We start from the raw sequence: 16,065 nt of genomic DNA on the forward strand, positions 1-16,065 counted from the left end.
CACCGGCCGGTGGAAGGGTGAAGTCGTCCGCACCTGCCGTTTGCCAGCCTAGGGGCAAACAGGCCGGTTCGCAACAAGGCGATCCCCTCTCGATGCTGCCGCAGCATCCGGTGCCGCGCCCTGTCTGCGGGACCCAGAACATGAGTGGAGTCGGTATCAGCCGACGATCAGGAACATCAGGTCTTGGTTATCAGGATGTCATGCCAGGACTTATTTATCAGGAAATAGGGAAATGACCCAGTCACTGTTTGAACTCGAGCAAAAAACCGATTTTGTCCGCCGCCATATCGGCCCGGGCGAGGAAGAGCTGCGCCAGCTGCTGGCGACCGTCGGGGCCGAAAGCCTGGACGATTTGATTGAACAGACCGTGCCCGCCGCCATTCGCCTGCCGGGCCCGCTCGGCATCGGTGCCGGCATGACCGAAGTGGAGGCGCTGGCCAAGCTCAGGGGCTATGCCGCTCAGAACAAGATTGCCAAGAGCTATATCGGCATGGGTTATCACGATACCCATGTGCCCCACGTCATTTTGCGCAACGTGCTGGAAAACCCGGGTTGGTATACCGCCTACACCCCCTATCAGCCCGAGCTGGCACAGGGCCGTCTCGAAGCCCTGCTCAACTTCCAGCAGCTGACGCTGGATCTGACCGGCATGGATCTGGCGAGTGCCTCCCTGCTGGATGAAGCGACCGCCGCCGCCGAGGCGATGGCGCTGGCCAAGCGGATGGCCAAGTCCAAATCCAACCTCTTCTTCGTGGCTGATGATGTGCACCCGCAGGTGATCGACGTGGTCAAGGAGCGTGCGGTTCACTTTGGTTTTGACGTGGCGGTTGGCGCCGCGAGCGATGCCGTGAGCGAAGAGGTGTTTGGTGCCCTGTTCCAGTACCCCACCACCACAGGTGAGGTGAAAGATCTGCGCGCCCTGATTGCCGCGGTACAGGCCCAGAAAGGGCTGGCCTGCGTCAGCGCCGATCTGCTCTCCCTGCTGCTGCTCAAATCCCCAGGCGAGCTGGGCGCCGACGTGGTGTTAGGCTCCGCCCAGCGCTTTGGTGTGCCCATGGGTTATGGTGGCCCCCACGCCGCCTTCTTCGCCACCCGCGATGCCTACAAGCGTTCGATGCCGGGCCGCATTATCGGTGTCTCCAAAGATGCCCGCGGCAAAGCCGCGCTGCGTATGGCGATGCAGACCCGCGAGCAGCATATCCGCCGTGAGAAGGCCAACTCCAACATCTGTACCGCTCAGGTGCTGTTGGCCAACATGGCGAGCTTCTACGCCGTCTATCACGGCCCAGTAGGACTGAAAACCATCGCCTCCCGCGTGCACCGTCTCACTACCATTCTGGCGCTCGGCCTCAAGGCCAAGGGTGTTGCCCTCAAGCACGCCAGCTGGTTCGATACCCTGACCGTGCTGACGGCAGATAAAGCAGCACTCATTGCCAAGGCCGAAGGGCTCGGCATCAACCTGCGCGCCGATCTCGACGGTGCGGTAGGGGTCTCCCTCTCTGAAACCACCACCCGCGGCGATGTGGTCGAGCTGTTCGATCTCTTCCTCGGTCAAGGCCATGGCCTCGACATCGAGGCCCTCGACAAGGCGGCTCAGGCCCATCACGCCATCCCGCAGGATCTGCTGCGCACCGACGCCGTGCTGACCCACGAGGTGTTCAACAAGTACCACTCCGAAACCGAGATGCTGCGTTATATCCACCGTCTCGAAGCCAAGGATCTGGCGCTCAACTACGCCATGATCTCCTTGGGCTCCTGCACCATGAAGCTCAACGCCACCGCCGAGATGATCCCGGTGACCTGGCCCGAGTTCGGCAAGTTGCACCCGTTTGCCCCGCTGGCGCAGGCCAAGGGCTACCAGTTGCTGCTGGCCGACCTCGAAAACTGGCTGGTGAAGGTGACCGGTTACGATGCGGTCTGCATGCAGCCCAACTCAGGTGCGCAGGGCGAATACGCAGGTCTGCTCGCCATCAAGAAGTACCACGAGTCCCGTGGTGAGGGGCATCGCGATATCTGCCTCATTCCGGCTTCTGCCCACGGCACCAACCCGGCCTCTGCCCAGATGGCGGGGCTCAAGGTGATCGTCACCGCCTGTGACAAATCCGGCAACGTGGATCTCGACGACCTGCGCGCCAAGGCGGCCGAGGCGGGGGATCAACTCTCCTGTCTGATGGTGACCTACCCCTCCACCCACGGGGTGTATGAGGAGACCATCAAGGAGGTGTGCGACATCGTTCATCAGCACGGTGGTCAGGTCTATCTAGACGGCGCCAATATGAACGCGCAAGTCGGGTTGACGGCGCCGGGCTTTATCGGGGCGGACGTCTCTCACCTCAACCTGCACAAGACCTTCGCCATTCCTCACGGTGGTGGCGGCCCGGGCATGGGCCCCATCGGCGTGAAGAAACATCTGGCACCGTTCGTGGCCGGCCACGCCGTGGTCAAGACCGACAAGGAGAGCCGTGACAACGGCGCCGTGTCGGCGGCACCGTTCGGCTCGGCCAGCATCCTGCCCATCAGCTGGATGTACATCGCCATGCTGGGTGACGAGGGGCTGAAGAGATCCACTCAGGTGGCTATCCTCAACGCCAACTATCTGGCCAAGAAGCTGGGTGAATCCTTCCCGGTGCTCTATTCTGGCCGCAACGGTCGGGTGGCCCACGAGTGCATTCTGGATATTCGCCCGCTCAAGGAGGCTTCCGGCATCAGCGAGATGGACGTGGCCAAGCGGCTGATGGACTACGGCTTCCACGCGCCGACCATGAGCTTCCCGGTGGCGGGTACCCTGATGGTCGAACCGACCGAGTCGGAATCCAAGCGCGAGCTGGATCGCTTCGTCGAAGCGATGACCTCCATCCGCGCCGAGATTGCCAAGGTGCAGGAGGGGCAGTGGAGCCTCGCCGATAACCCGCTGGTCCATGCGCCGCACACTCAGGACGATGTGATGGATGCAGAGTGGTCCCGCGGCTACAGCCGTGCCGAGGCGGTCTTCCCGTCCGACGCCGTGCGTGCCAGCAAACTGTGGCCCTCGGTCAACCGCATCGACGACGTCTACGGCGATCGCAACCTGTTCTGCTCCTGCATTCCGACCGAGGATTACGCCAAGTAAGTGGCGTTTAGGTGCAACAGTTAAGCCGTATAAACAACAGGGCCACCCAGACGGGTGGCCCTTCGTTTACATGGACTTTATCTGCATGCTGCTATCCGAACGTCCGGCTTAAGTCCTTGAGCTGGCTCGCTTTGCTCTGCAAGTTGGCACTGGTTTCACTCACTTGATCGATTTTGAGACTGTTATCGTGAGAGAGCGAGGATATCTGGTTGATATTGCGACTGATCTCCTCGATGACAGCTTGTTGCTCGGTGGCCGCGGCGGTGATCTGGTTGGAAAAATCAGAGACCTTGTCTATCTCGACCACAACCTGATTCAGGTTGCCGGTACTTGCCCGGGTAGTGGCGAGGCAGGCGTTGGTTCTGGTCACATTGAGATGCATCATCTCTTTCCATCCCCCCAGGGTTTGCTGGATATGGCCAATGCTGTTCTGGATCTGCTCTGTCGCCTTGTGGGTTCTGGTCGACAGGCTGCGAACCTCGTCCGCCACCACTGCAAAGCCGCGCCCCTGATCGCCTGCCCGTGCGGCTTCGATGGAGGCATTAAGCGCCAGCAGGTTGGTTTGATCTGCAATGCCGCGAATTTCGCTCATGATGGTGCCGATCCGCTCGGATTCGCTCGCCAGCTCAACGGCTGACTGGAAGGCCTGCTCTGCCTGGGTGGCCAGCGCCGACATCTCTTCTCCTGCTTCCGAAAGCTGGGTGCTGGTGGTGATGCAGTGGCTGCGGGCTTCTTCGATCTGGCTGTTGCTGTCTTGAATATTGCGGTTGATCTCCTCGGCGGCCGAGGCCATCTGGGTGACGGCGGTGGCAATCTGCTGGATCTGCGTGTCTTGCGAAGAGATATCCTGGCTGGCTAGCGAGGCGGAGCCGCGCAGGTCATTGGCCATGGCATTGAGCGACGCGGTGGTGTCATCCACCCGGCCGAGTACGGTACGGATCTTCGCTTGCCCGAGTTTGATATGGAAATCGGCGATGCTGTGGGGGGCATCCCCCGAGAAGATAAGGCGGCTGATGCTGTCGTAATCCTGCTCGAGCTGCTGCAAGAATCGCGGCGTGAGGAAGAGAGGGTGGCGATTGAACCAGATTGTTGCCAAGAGGGGTATGATGACCCAGAGCGCCTGGAGCGGTGAGATCAGCCAGAGCGCGCTGATCACGCTGACGAGCAGCAGGGGGATGGTCATCATGGCCGGCGTGAGTTGACGCAGGCCCATGTGAATGGCAGAGCCGGTTTCACGGGCTTTAAGGGTTTTGTACATCTGGCTGGCACGCGCTTTGTGCTCTGCGGCGGGGCGGCAGCGGACGGATTGGTAACCCACCATCTTGCCATCTTCATAAATCGGGGTGACATAGGCATCAACCCAATAATAGCGACCATCTTTGCAGCGATTTTTTACCATCCCTCGCCATGGTTTACCCGCCTGCAGGTGGGCCCAGAGATCGGCAAACGCTGCCTTGGGCATGTCGGGGTGGCGCACCAGATTGTGATGCTGCCCCAACATCTCTTCCAGGCGATAGCCTGCCACCTGACAAAACGCCGGATTGGCGTAGGTGATGTCCCCTTTGAGATCGGTCGTCGATACCAACTGGATATCGTCGGCAAATTCAACCTCGGTATCTGTGGTGTGAAGCGAGCTGGTTACCATGATCAGACTCCGGTTTCGGCGTAACGGAATACTTCGTCTGAGTATGGCAGAGGATGTTCATTTATTGTGTTGTTGCACATTAACTCTTGTGCTACTGCGTGGGGACGGGATGGGTCTCACATTTTTACAGCGCGGTTTGGCGAGGGGAGGCAAGCCAAGTAACATGGCGTGACTTATGGCTGTGCAGCGAGACAGGTAACGCAATGAAGTTGGATGCGATTTTATGGGATTATGACGGTACTCTGGTCAATTCGGTGCCGAAGAATATCGATATCACCAAGCAGATCCTGGCTGAGGTCGCCCCCCATCTGACCGGAGAACATCTGCCGCGCTATCTGCGCAGCGAAGCGGAGTATCACCATGCCAATCACGCCGCCAAGAACTGGCAGGCGCTCTATATGGATTACTACGGTTTGTCGCGGGACGAGATGGTGCTGGCTGGCAGTCTGTGGGCCAAGCATCAGGAGATGAACCGGACCGAGGTGCGTTTTTTTGCGGGGCTGGAGGCGGTGATTGACCATTTCTCTGCCATTCCCCACGGAATTTGTTCGCAGAACTCCCAAAAGAATATTCGCCGGGTTCTGGAGCAGCATGGCGTGAACAGCCTGTTCAAGGCTGTGGTCGGCTATGATGACGTGCTCGGACAGCAGCAAAAACCCCATCCTTACGGTGGCCTCAAATGTCTGGAGTCTATCTTCGGCCCAGCTAGGTGCCAGTCGCTGATCTATATCGGTGACCATGAAGCGGATGTGCAGTTTGCCCGTCATTTGCAAGCGGCGCTTGGCGAGCAGAGCCGTGTGATATCGGTGGCTGTCGCCTATAGCCGCGCGACCCCGGAGCGCTGGGAACACCAACCCGACCATATTGCCCGTGACGTCGAGGATCTGCTCCCCATCGTCGGGCAATATCTGTAACGCCGGTTGCAGATTGCCGTACGGAATAGACAAACGCCGATCAGTTGATCGGCGTTTGTCTATGGGAAGCCTGATGGTTTCACACTCAGCTGGCTTAACCCCCTGTCTGTTTAATGATGGGCGACTTAAAACAACAGTTGCGTCAGGTAGCCCATCAGGATCGCCATGCCGAGGATCACGGTAAGGAAGGCCGCAATCATCGGGGTTCTGAACATGGATTTGAGCAGGATCACCTCGGTCAGGCTGGCACCGGCACTGCCGATGATCAGCGCCATGACGGCGCCCATTCCCATCCCTTTGCCCAGTAGTACCGACGCCAGCGGGATCACGGCCTCGGCACGGATATAGAGTGGGATCCCGACGATGGCGCTGAAGGGGATGGCCAGCGGGTTGTCGGCGCCAGCATGGGCGGCGATCCACTCGGCCGGAATAAAACCGTAAATAAACGAGCCGATGAGCACCCCCAGCAGCAGGAAGGGCAATACCGCTTTGAACTGCTGCCAGGCATCGAGGCGAGCTTTGACCCAGGCGGTGGGGAGCTGTGGCGCTCTGGTCAGGGCAGCCGTGCCATCGCCGCAGCAGGAGAGGGTGGCCTGCTCTGCCATCTCTGGTTGCGGAGCCGGGCAGCACGCTGCCCCGTTGAGGGGTTTGATTGCGCGAATGGCACTGCGTTGGTTGTCACTGCAATGTGCTTGAGTGGTGGCGCGGGTCGCCGGGCCACAGCCGCTACCGCAAGAGGGGGTGGCCTCTTTGGGGTCAATGACATGGCGCTCGAACCCCAATCTGTCGAGCAGCATGCTCGCCATGACGGAGACGCTGGCGGCGATCACGGCGTAGAGCAGGGTCACTTTCCAGCCAAAGGTGGCCCACATCAAGCCGACGATGATGGGGTTCAGCAGTGGTGAGATAAACAGGAAGGTGAGGGTGGGGCCAAAGCCAGCCTTGGCCGAGAGCAGCCCTCTCAGCATGGGGATGGTGGAGCAGCTGCAAAAGGGGGTGACGGCACCGAGCAGGGCCGAGAGCAGATAGCCCTTGCCATGTCTCGCCCCCAGCATCCGCTGGATCTTCTCGTCGGGGATCTTCTGACGGATCAGGCTGACCCCGGCGCTAATGACCAGAAACAGCACCGACAGCTCGACAGCCAGAAACAGGAACATCTGGGCTGCATCGGCCAGCATGGTTAACCACTCATTCATTATCATACCCTCACTTGGTTTCTGTATTTCCAAAATAATCGAAATGAATGGCCAGTCAAGATATTTCTGGTATTATCGAAATAACAAATTCGTGGAGGGCGCAGAGATGCAACTGGAAGAGGTCGCCAAGGCATTGAAAGAGCTGGGTCATCCGACCCGGCTGTTTATCTTCAAGCATCTGGTCAAGGCGGGAGAGCAGGGGCTGCCGGTGGGGGAGCTGCAAAAGCAGCTGGCGATCCCCGCTTCCACCCTCAGCCACCATATCGCGGCGCTGGTCTCGGTGGGGCTGGTGAAGCAAAACCGGGAGAGTCGCACCCTGCTTTGCGTCTCTCAATACGCGGTGCTGGAGGAGATCATCGCCTTTTTCCAGGAGGAGTGCTGCGTCAACAGCCCGGAGCATCGGCAAGATCAAAGGCAAGAACTGCCTTCCTGAGGGCTATGGCTGCTAGTCGTGCTGCGCGCAATAAAAACGCCGATCATGCGATCGGCGTTTTGCATTGTTTTTCTCAACTGCGGGCATTAACCCAGATTGGCTGCAACCTTGCTTTGAGCTTGTCCTTTGCGCTTGATGACAAAGCCAATGCCCAGTACCACCAGCCAGGCGGGGATCAGTTCGACCGAGATGCGGAAATCGGGGGTCATATACATGATCACCAGAATACCGGCCATGAACGCGAGGCAGAGATAGTTGCCGAAGGGGTACCAGAACGCCTTGAACTTGGGCTGGACACCCTCTGCAACCTTGGCCTTGCGGAACTTGAGGTGCGCGAGGCTGATCATCGCCCAGTTGATCACCAGTGCGGAGACCACCAGTGCCATCAGCAGGCCGAACGCCTTGCCCGGCATCAGGTAGTTGATCAGCACGCAGAGCAGGGTGGCGATGGCCGAGACCGAGAGGGCCACCAGCGGCACGCCGCTCTTGTTGGTCTTGAGCAGGGCTTTCGGGCCGTTGCCCTGTTTGGCCAGCCCGAACAGCATCCGGCTGTTGCAGTAGACGCAGCTGTTGTAGACCGACAGTGCCGCTGTCAGTACCACGATGTTGAGTACGGTGGCGACCAGATTGCTGTCCAGAGCGTGGAAAATCATCACGAACGGGCTGCCGCCTTCCACCACTTTACCCCAGGGATAGAGGGACATCAGGATAGCCAAGGCGCCGATGTAGAAGATGAGGATACGGTAGATCACCTGATTGGTGGCCTTGGGAATGCTCTTCTCGGGGTTGTCCGCTTCGGCGGCGGTAATGCCCACCAGCTCCAGACCGCCGAAGGAGAACATGATCACCGCCATCGCCATCACCAGACCGCTGATGCCGTTGGGGAAGAAGCCCCCTTGTGCCCACAGGTTAGTGACGCTCGCCTCGGGTCCGCCGGCACCGGAGAGGAGCAGATAGCCGCCAAAGCCAATCATGCCGATGATGGCGACCACCTTGATGATGGCGAACCAGAACTCCATTTCGCCAAACGCTTTGACGTTGGAGAGGTTGATGGCGTTGATCAGCACGAAGAAGAAGGCTGCCGACATCCAGGTCGGGATCTCGGGCCACCAGTACTGGACATAGATGCCCACTGCGGTCAGCTCGGCCATGCTCACCAGCACGTAGAGCACCCAGTAGTTCCAGCCGGACGCAAAACCGGCAAACTCGCCCCAGTATTTGTAGGCAAAGTGGCTGAAGGAGCCAGCTACCGGCTCTTCCACCACCATTTCACCGAGCTGGCGCATGATCAGGAAGGCGATAAAGCCGCCGATGGCATAACCCAGCAGGACTGAGGGGCCTGCCATCTTGATGGTTTGGGCAATGCCCAGAAAGAGGCCGGTGCCGATGGCGCCGCCCAAAGCAATCAACTGAATGTGGCGGTTTTTAAGGCCGCGTTTCAGCTCCTCACCGTCTTGTTTCAAATCCATGGGTCTGTCCTTACGTCTCTGTTGTCTCTGGTCGGTGTTGGGCTCATCCTGAGCAGGCCGCAGTGCGTAGCCAAAACCTGACGAAAGCTGTATTTATTTCGTTACGCCATGCCATTTTCAATTTTTAGTGTTGGCTGGCAACCGAAGCAGAATAGTGATAATCCGCCATGAATGCACCTGTTTTCCATCTCTAATGGCCGTGTTTTGTACCGATGGCAGCTTTTTCATGATCTGAAGAGGCTTATTGGTAGTTTTTGGTTGATGTTTGCGCAATCGAATTCTGTTTTGTTGACATTTAACGCTATCGGTGAGCTTTTGTGGTGCTGAGTCATAGATGGATGCAAATGATGCCAAACAAGCAAGAGTACAGGGAAGAGTGCAGGGAGTTGGAGTACAGAGAGCGCGAAAGCGTGCTGCAACAAGGGGTTGCCCGGGGGGTGCTGGTGGCGCTCTGGTTAGGGATTGCTGCCAGTCCGCTGTTGTTGCTGGTGGCCGCCACCATGCTGCTGGGCTGGCTCTCGCTCGGTGATCAGGAGTTGCTGCACTACTGGCAGCTGCTGTTGCTGGTGGGTGGGGTAACGGGGGCGCTCGTTGGCGGCTGGTTGGCGGAGCGGGTTCGCCTGCGCCACGGTTTGCTGGCCTTCTATGCCCGGTTGATGAACAACCCTGAGCTCAATCGTTAGTGAACGCTGGCTGTTTGCCGAGCGCAGCAGAACGGAATCGAATAGCGGCTAACTGGCAGCGGGTGACAAGGGCACAACGGCAAGGTCGACAAGAAGAGGGATAAGCATTTGTGGTGTTTATCCCTTTTTTATCCACGCTTTTCACTGTCATCGATGTGAATTGCAGTTCGCCACAGCTGACTTTCGCCGCGACACTGTAATTTTTATCTTTTGTTGATGCCGATAGCTGTCAAGCTGGCTTAACAGAGCTGGCGGCGCAGACCGGTCGCCTCGAGGACCTTGGCGCTGATCTCCTCCACCGAGTGGGAGCTGGTATCCAGGAAGCGGATCGCCTCCTGGCGAAACAGCCTCTCCACGCAGGCCAGCTCCTGCTCGCACTGTTCGATGGAGGAGTAGCGGCTGTTAGCGCGGCGCTGGTTGCGGATCTCGTGCAGCCGCTGCGGCGCTATGGTGAGGCCAAACAGCTTGTGACGGTTGGCCTTGAGGGGGGCGGGCAGCTCCAGCATCCCCATGTCCTGCTCGATAAAGGGGTAGTTGGCGGCGCGAATGCCGAACTGCAGCGCCAGATAGAGGCTGGTGGGGGTCTTGCCGCAGCGGGAGACCCCGATCAGGATGATGTCCGCCTCATCGTACTCTTTGGTGGTGATGCCATCGTCGTTGGCCAGTGCGAAGTTGACCGCCTCGATGCGATCGTCATAGAGCTTGCGGTTCTCCATGCCGTGGGTGCGGTGGAGGCGGGGCTCGGCTTTGACCCCCAGCTCCTGCTCCAGCGGGCTGACGAAGGTGTTGAGAAAGTCGTGGCCGCACGCTTCCGATTTCAGTACCTCTTCCCGTACCTGCGGGTCGACGATGGTGTGAAACAGGATGGGGCGTACCCCGGTCTGGCGAAACTGCTCGTCGATCCGCATCCGTACCTGACGGGCTTTCTCCAGTGTCTCCACAAAGGGGATAGTGATCTGCTCGAAGGCCAGCGGAAACTGGCTCAATACCGCGTGACCGAACACTTCGGCGGTGATGGCGGTTCCGTCTGAAACATAAAATACGGTGTGCACGTAGGGCTCCTGTGATACCGCGGGTGGGGTCGCATGGGGTAAGGGGTGAGAAGTATCTCCCGAAACCATACCAGTTTTGTCAACCGGTCTGCTGTGCCCAAGTTGTGAAGTGGCTTGCAAACCTGAATCGTTATCTTTTTGTGTCGCCATTGTAGAATGTTCCGGTCATTCGACCATCCCCACCTCTTGCTCGGGGATTTTTTTGAAAACCAATAGAAAACGTTTTCATGGTCGTTGGCAACAAAAGAAACAGACAATAACGCACCTGACTTACCCATAACCTCATCGATTAAATCGGGCGCACGAGGTGCTATGGCATCGGTGCCCACCAACCTGGAGACATCCAAGTGCAACAGTACGTGCTCTGGTACGAACAACTCGGAATGCAGGACGTAGAACGAGTTGGCGGCAAGAACGCATCCCTTGGCGAGATGATCAGCAACCTCTCTGGCGCCGGCGTATCCGTGCCGGGGGGTTTTGCCACCACTGCCTTTGCGTTTAACGAGTTTCTGGAGTCAAGCGGCCTCAACGGCAAGATCCACCATCTGCTCGACAATCTGGACGTGGACGATATCGCCGCCCTCAACCGGGCCGGTCAGCAGATCCGCGACTGGGTGATCGAAGCCCCGTTCCAGCCCGAACTGGAGCAGGCGATCCGGGTTGCCTATGAAAAGTTGAGTGCCGGTGTCGAAGCCTCGTTTGCGGTGCGCTCCTCCGCCACCGCCGAGGATATGCCGGACGCCTCCTTTGCCGGTCAGCAGGAGACCTTCCTCAACGTACGTGGCATCGATGCCGTCATGACGGCGGTCAAGCATGTGTTTGCTTCCCTGTTCAACGATCGCGCTATCTCCTATCGGGTGCATCAGGGCTACGACCACAAGGGTGTTGCCCTCTCGGCCGGGGTTCAGCGGATGGTGCGTTCCGATCTCGCCGCCTCCGGCGTCATGTTTACTCTGGATACCGAGTCCGGTTTCAACGACGTGGTCTTTATCACCGGCGCCCATGGCCTTGGCGAGATGGTGGTGCAGGGCGCGGTCAACCCGGATGAATTCTATGTGCACAAGCCGACCCTCAAGGGGGGGCGCCCGGCGGTGGTGCGCAAGACCCTCGGCTCCAAGCTTATCAAGATGACCTACTCGGACGATGCCGGTCACGGCCGTCAGGTGAAGATTGTCGACACCAATGAGGCCGAGCGCAGCCGCTTCTGCATCAGCGATGAGGAGGTGATGGCGCTGGCGAAACAGGCCCTCATCATCGAGCAGCACTATGGCCGCCCGATGGATATCGAGTGGGCCAAGGATGGTCAGGATGGCCAACTCTACATAGTGCAGGCACGCCCGGAAACCGTGCGCAGCCGTCAGGAGGCCAACACCCTCGAACGTTTTGCCCTCAAGCAAGCGGGTAAGGTGCTGATCGAGGGACGGGCCATCGGCCACAAGATTGGCGCGGGCCCGGCGCGAGTCATCTCCTCCATCAACCAGATGGACGAAGTCCAACCCGGCGACGTGCTGGTCACCGACATGACCGACCCGGACTGGGAGCCCATCATGAAGCGGGCCTCCGCCATCGTCACCAACCGGGGTGGCCGCACCTGTCACGCCGCCATTATCGCCCGTGAGCTGGGCATTCCGGCGGTGGTCGGCTGTGGCAACGCTACCGATCATATTCAGCCGGGCCAGCGGATCACCGTATCCTGCGCGGAAGGGGATACCGGTTTTATCTATGACGGCGAGCTGGACTTCGACGTGGCGGTGACCGAGGTGGGCAATATGCCGCGCCTGCCCATCAAGATCATGATGAACGTCGGCAACCCGGACCGCGCTTTCGACTTTGCCCAGTTGCCCAATGCCGGGGTAGGGCTGGCGCGCCTTGAATTCATCATCAACCGGATGATCGGCGTGCACCCCAAGGCCTTGCTGGAGTTTGACCAGCAAACCCCAGAGCTGCAGGCTACCATCGGCAAGATGATTGCCGGTTACGACAGCCCGCGGGAGTTCTATGTGGCCAAGCTGACCGAGGGGATCGCCACTCTGGGCGCTGCGTTCTGGCCGGAGCGGGTGATCGTGCGGATGTCGGACTTCAAGTCCAACGAGTACGCCAATCTGGTGGGCGGTCGTGGCTACGAGCCCCACGAGGAGAACCCGATGATCGGTTTTCGTGGCGCATCCCGCTACATTGCCGACAGCTTCCGCCCCTGCTTTGCCCTCGAGTGCGAGGCGATCAAGCGGGTGCGCGATGTGATGGGGTTGACCAACGTCGAGGTGATGATCCCCTTCGTGCGCACCGTGGGCGAGGTGGAGCAGGTGATCGACATCCTGGCCGAGAACGGTCTGCGCCGCGGCGAGCGGGGGCTCAAGGTGATCATGATGTGCGAGATCCCGAGCAATGCCCTCTTGGCGGACAAGTTCCTCGAGCACGTGGACGGCTTCTCCATCGGCTCCAATGACATGACCCAGCTCACCCTTGGGCTGGATCGGGACTCGGGGCTGATTGCCCATCTGTTCGACGAGCGCAACGAGGCGGTCAAGGCACTGCTGGCAATGGCGATTCAGGCTGCGCGCAAGGCGGGCAAGTACGTGGGGATCTGCGGTCAGGGGCCATCCGATCACCCTGACTTTGCCGCCTGGCTGGTGGAGCAGGGGATCGATTCGGTGTCTCTCAACCCCGATACCGTGGTCGATACCTGGCTCTATCTGGCGGAGCAGCATGGCGCCAAGTAAGTCACTGTCAAAATGAGCAGCAGAAAGGGGGCCATGATGGCCCCCTTTGTTATCTGTGTGTCACGACCTATTTCGGCTGCTGTTCGGCCCCCGACAGCTCGATCTGCACATTCACCCCTTCGCTCTTGAGCTTGGTGGCGATGGCAGTGAGATCGGTGCCCGATTTGGCCTCCAGCAGGGCGATACCACCACTGCTCTGTTTGAAGTTCAGGCCGTGGCGAGTCGCCAGCGCCTTGGCGCTGGCATCGTCAGCTTCCACCAGCAGAGTGCCGCTTACAGTCAGCTCCGGGCTGGCGGCCCCTTGCATCAACACGTCACCGCGGCGCAGGGTCTGTTGCGGGACCTTGCTGTCAAGGCTGCGGGCGACCCGCTTCTTGCTGCCGTTGTCGGGAATGAGGTAGGTCTGGCCGTTCACCTCTATGGTGCTGTATTGTTTGCCATCCATGGTGACGGACTCTTGGGCGCAGAGCTGTCCCGAGAGGGGGGCCAGCAGGGTTGCCAGAAGCAAGGTAACAGGTTTGTTCATGGTAATACTCCTAGCGTGTTAGCTGCGGTTGGCATCGTGACCCAGGACCCGCAGGGACCATGAGATCAGCTTGCCCGGTTGGCGATTGTTGCGCTCGGTCAGGGTGGTACGCTCACGGGTCTCGCGATTGAGCAGAGAGACCTGACGGGTACCGTTGGCAACATCGGTTACTTCCAGTCGCCATGTGCCTTGCGCCGATTCGCCGTAGAACTTGTTGGATAGCATCCGCATGTCGCGCAATCCCTTGGTTCGTACAAAGCCCAGCTGCTGCTGGTCGAGAGATTGGCCGACCAGGCTGTTGAAGGGGCTCAGCAGGATGCTGCGGGTGCCGGCGGGGGAGACCAGTTCGATCAGCAGATCGGGCAGACGCTGATGATCCAGACTCACCATCACCTGAACCGCTTCTACCGTCAATGGTGTCGCGATGCGGGTAGTGGAACGGGTCGGGCTGTTGCCCACATCCGGGATAGCGGCGGCACTGCCGCTGACATTGATCTTCTGCCATGGCAGTTGCACCAGCGGGGGCAGGGGCTGGTGATTGGCTGCCAGCTCGAGGGCCTTGTTGACGTCGATCAGACCAAAACCGTAAGTCGGGCTGAACCACATGCCGGCGGCATTGCGCTCCCACCCTTCCAGCCCTTTCACATCACGCACCTTGCCGGTGCTGCTGGTGTAGCTGACCATCACAGGTTTCTGTGTGGCATCGACCCGGGTTGCGCTGCGCGCCAGCAGATCCCGCAGGTCACGTACCGACAGATCCGGGTAGGCAGACATCAGCAGCGCCATGGCGCCGGAGGTGCTGGGGGTGGCGGAGGAGGTGCCGTTCATCACGCCGTTGTAGTCGCAGCTGGCATCCAGTTGCGGGTCGCCGTGCAGCCTGTTGGTGCTGGGATCGTCGGTGCGGTTGTAACCCATGTCGCAGCCGGGCAGATCCGTGGTCACCATCGCCGGAGAGTCGGTGCCGTATTCGCCGCCGGTCGCGCTCAGGAAGATGTTGCTGCCGACGCTGGAGTAGGAGGATCTGACGCCATCGGCGTTGAGAGCGCTCACCACCAGGTTCCAGAAGTTGCTGTTGGAGGGATCGAGGTTGCTGTTTTCAAACGGCAATTTGGGGCCATTGCCGGTGCGGTTAAGCACATAGCCGCCCGCCGCTATCTTGTTGAAGCCGTTGCCGGCAGCCTTGATATAGGCCGCACCCTGCGCCTTGAGGGTCTGCTGTTCAAACAGACGATCAAGCTGGGATTGATCCAGAGAGTTGGCAGAGCGGGGATCCACCACACTCATGCCGTAGCTCTGGTTGAACACCCGGTTGTCGCGGCTGGCATCGCTGTCGCCAAGGGCGTAGAGCCAATCTTTCTGCAACTGCTGGCTGTTGTCATCCAGCAGGTTGAACCCCTGCAGCTGGGCTCGCGGGGCAATTCCCTTGGTTCCGATGGCGTTGTCTACCGCCGCAATAATGCCGGAGACCGAGGTGCCGTGGGCCGTATCCGGAGCGGTCGGGGTCGGGTCATCGCTGCCGGTCACCACGTTTTTTGAGCCCGGACGCACGTTGTCCGCCAGATCCGGGTGGGCGATAGCCAAGCCATCATCCACCACGGCCACATTGACTCCCTGGCCCAGCACGCCGGTGCGATGAGCCCACCAGAGGTTGAGATCATTGCCCGCTATGCCGCCACGGGCGCTGAACCCATCCTGGCCGCTGTTGAGCAGATACCACTGCTGATCCTGCAGGGGATTGGTTCCTGGCAGGCAGCGCTCGGTGCTGCTGCGTCCGATATCCATGCCGCTCTCCTTACCGGTGAGCGGCGCACAACCTTCATTTGCCTGAACGAGCGCACTGGGCAGGGTCGACAGCAGTGCTGTGATCGCCAGTGCTAACGATGTTTGCTTCATTATTTTTTTAACTCCATCTTGGATCGCACTCATCCTGAGTGCGACGGAAATCTATACACGGGTGACAGGGGTTCAAAAAGAGCCATTTTCAAAAAACGCAATGAGGTTCAAAGAAATCCGATCTGGTTTATGGTAGGTATTCCAATGACGCTGGTTATGTGTTTTATTGAGAATGGTTCTCACCGCTCACTACTGATCTTTTTATCTGTAATTCATTCCTCTCGCGACTCTCCTTCGCCGCAGCCATCTCGATTCGGGGCAATCCCGAGGGGAGTTCGTGCGCTCTTGAACGTGAGTGGCATTGTTGTGTGTGCCAATGTGATACAGCTATGCATTCGGGGGTGACAGCAAGGGTGATGAGGTGGGACCAGCGGTTTATTGCTTGGCGGCGGTGGATGGCTCTGTTATGGTAATTGAAATAGCCG

At 59.3% G+C, this 16,065-nt stretch carries 11 protein-coding genes; 5 read left to right on the forward strand and 6 right to left on the reverse strand.

The features are described from left to right. Positions 1–232 precede the first annotated feature (232 nt). Complete coding sequence (gcvP, locus tag AB5Y83_RS02250) at positions 233–3,109, forward strand: aminomethyl-transferring glycine dehydrogenase (protein ID WP_368174628.1); 2,877 nt, start codon at positions 233–235, stop codon at positions 3,107–3,109. A gap of 91 nt (positions 3,110–3,200) precedes the next feature. On the opposite strand, the gene AB5Y83_RS02255 is transcribed toward gcvP, so the two are convergent. Further along, the gene (locus AB5Y83_RS02255; RefSeq protein ID WP_100645568.1) at positions 3,201–4,754 is read right to left on the reverse strand and encodes a PAS domain-containing methyl-accepting chemotaxis protein; all 1,554 of its coding nucleotides are present in this window, start codon (positions 4,752–4,754) and stop codon (positions 3,201–3,203) included. Between the two features lie 203 nt (positions 4,755–4,957). On the opposite strand from AB5Y83_RS02255, the gene AB5Y83_RS02260 reads away from it, so the two are divergent. Then, complete coding sequence (locus tag AB5Y83_RS02260; protein WP_368174629.1) at positions 4,958–5,668, forward strand: HAD family hydrolase; 711 nt, start codon at positions 4,958–4,960, stop codon at positions 5,666–5,668. A gap of 125 nt (positions 5,669–5,793) precedes the next feature. On the opposite strand, the gene AB5Y83_RS02265 is transcribed toward AB5Y83_RS02260, so the two are convergent. Further along, positions 5,794–6,864, reverse strand: coding sequence for a permease (locus AB5Y83_RS02265; RefSeq protein WP_368174630.1), 1,071 nt, complete (start codon positions 6,862–6,864; stop codon positions 5,794–5,796). 106 nt (positions 6,865–6,970) lie between these two features. Between AB5Y83_RS02265 and AB5Y83_RS02270 the strand changes: the two genes are divergently transcribed. After that, a complete protein-coding gene (locus tag AB5Y83_RS02270; protein ID WP_368174631.1) occupies positions 6,971–7,297 on the forward strand; it encodes an ArsR/SmtB family transcription factor in 327 nt (108 codons plus the stop codon). A gap of 86 nt (positions 7,298–7,383) precedes the next feature. Here the strand turns inward: AB5Y83_RS02270 and AB5Y83_RS02275 are convergent, their stop codons facing one another. Continuing rightward, positions 7,384–8,766: an amino acid permease gene (locus tag AB5Y83_RS02275; protein ID WP_005352966.1), complete on the reverse strand. Its 1,383-nt coding sequence runs from the start codon at positions 8,764–8,766 to the stop codon at positions 7,384–7,386. Positions 8,767–9,113: 347 nt separating this feature from the next. Between AB5Y83_RS02275 and AB5Y83_RS02280 the strand changes: the two genes are divergently transcribed. Further along, the gene (locus AB5Y83_RS02280; RefSeq protein WP_083243801.1) at positions 9,114–9,449 is read left to right on the forward strand and encodes a hypothetical protein; all 336 of its coding nucleotides are present in this window, start codon (positions 9,114–9,116) and stop codon (positions 9,447–9,449) included. Positions 9,450–9,688: 239 nt separating this feature from the next. On the opposite strand, the gene AB5Y83_RS02285 is transcribed toward AB5Y83_RS02280, so the two are convergent. Continuing rightward, positions 9,689–10,501: a pyruvate, water dikinase regulatory protein gene (locus tag AB5Y83_RS02285; protein WP_064336694.1), complete on the reverse strand. Its 813-nt coding sequence runs from the start codon at positions 10,499–10,501 to the stop codon at positions 9,689–9,691. Between the two features lie 347 nt (positions 10,502–10,848). Here AB5Y83_RS02285 and ppsA point away from each other — a divergent pair, with 347 nt between their 5' ends. Next, positions 10,849–13,221: a phosphoenolpyruvate synthase gene (ppsA, locus tag AB5Y83_RS02290; protein WP_368174632.1), complete on the forward strand. Its 2,373-nt coding sequence runs from the start codon at positions 10,849–10,851 to the stop codon at positions 13,219–13,221. 67 nt (positions 13,222–13,288) lie between these two features. Here the strand turns inward: ppsA and AB5Y83_RS02295 are convergent, their stop codons facing one another. Together AB5Y83_RS02295 and AB5Y83_RS02300 are read right to left on the reverse strand one after the other, a co-directional pair. Further along, positions 13,289–13,747 carry a hypothetical protein gene (locus AB5Y83_RS02295; protein WP_368174633.1) on the reverse strand — a complete coding sequence of 153 codons (459 nt, stop codon included), beginning with the start codon at positions 13,745–13,747 and terminating at the stop codon, positions 13,289–13,291. Positions 13,748–13,765: 18 nt separating this feature from the next. Then, on the reverse strand, positions 13,766–15,640 hold the full coding sequence (locus tag AB5Y83_RS02300; protein ID WP_368174634.1) for a S8 family serine peptidase: 1,875 nt from the start codon (positions 15,638–15,640) through the stop codon (positions 13,766–13,768). Positions 15,641–16,065: the final 425 nt, after the last annotated feature.

The sequence above is a fragment of the Aeromonas sp. R5-4 genome (assembly GCF_040908215.1).
In the GTDB taxonomy this organism is placed as follows: domain Bacteria; phylum Pseudomonadota; class Gammaproteobacteria; order Enterobacterales; family Aeromonadaceae; genus Aeromonas; species Aeromonas veronii.

Bases quoted from the DNA above. Each gene is read 5' to 3' on its own strand.
- AB5Y83_RS02265 (WP_368174630.1), bottom strand. From the start codon at position 6,864: ATGAATGAGTGGTTAACCATGCTGGCCGATGCAGCCCAGATGTTCCTG.
- AB5Y83_RS02300 (WP_368174634.1), bottom strand. From the start codon at position 15,640: ATGAAGCAAACATCGTTAGCACTGGCGATCACAGCACTGCTGTCGACC.
- gcvP (WP_368174628.1), top strand. From the start codon at position 233: ATGACCCAGTCACTGTTTGAACTCGAGCAAAAAACCGATTTTGTCCGC.
- AB5Y83_RS02295 (WP_368174633.1), bottom strand. From the start codon at position 13,747: ATGAACAAACCTGTTACCTTGCTTCTGGCAACCCTGCTGGCCCCCCTC.
- AB5Y83_RS02255 (WP_100645568.1), bottom strand. From the start codon at position 4,754: ATGGTAACCAGCTCGCTTCACACCACAGATACCGAGGTTGAATTTGCC.
- AB5Y83_RS02275 (WP_005352966.1), bottom strand. From the start codon at position 8,766: ATGGATTTGAAACAAGACGGTGAGGAGCTGAAACGCGGCCTTAAAAAC.
- AB5Y83_RS02270 (WP_368174631.1), top strand. From the start codon at position 6,971: ATGCAACTGGAAGAGGTCGCCAAGGCATTGAAAGAGCTGGGTCATCCG.
- AB5Y83_RS02280 (WP_083243801.1), top strand. From the start codon at position 9,114: ATGCCAAACAAGCAAGAGTACAGGGAAGAGTGCAGGGAGTTGGAGTAC.
- AB5Y83_RS02260 (WP_368174629.1), top strand. From the start codon at position 4,958: ATGAAGTTGGATGCGATTTTATGGGATTATGACGGTACTCTGGTCAAT.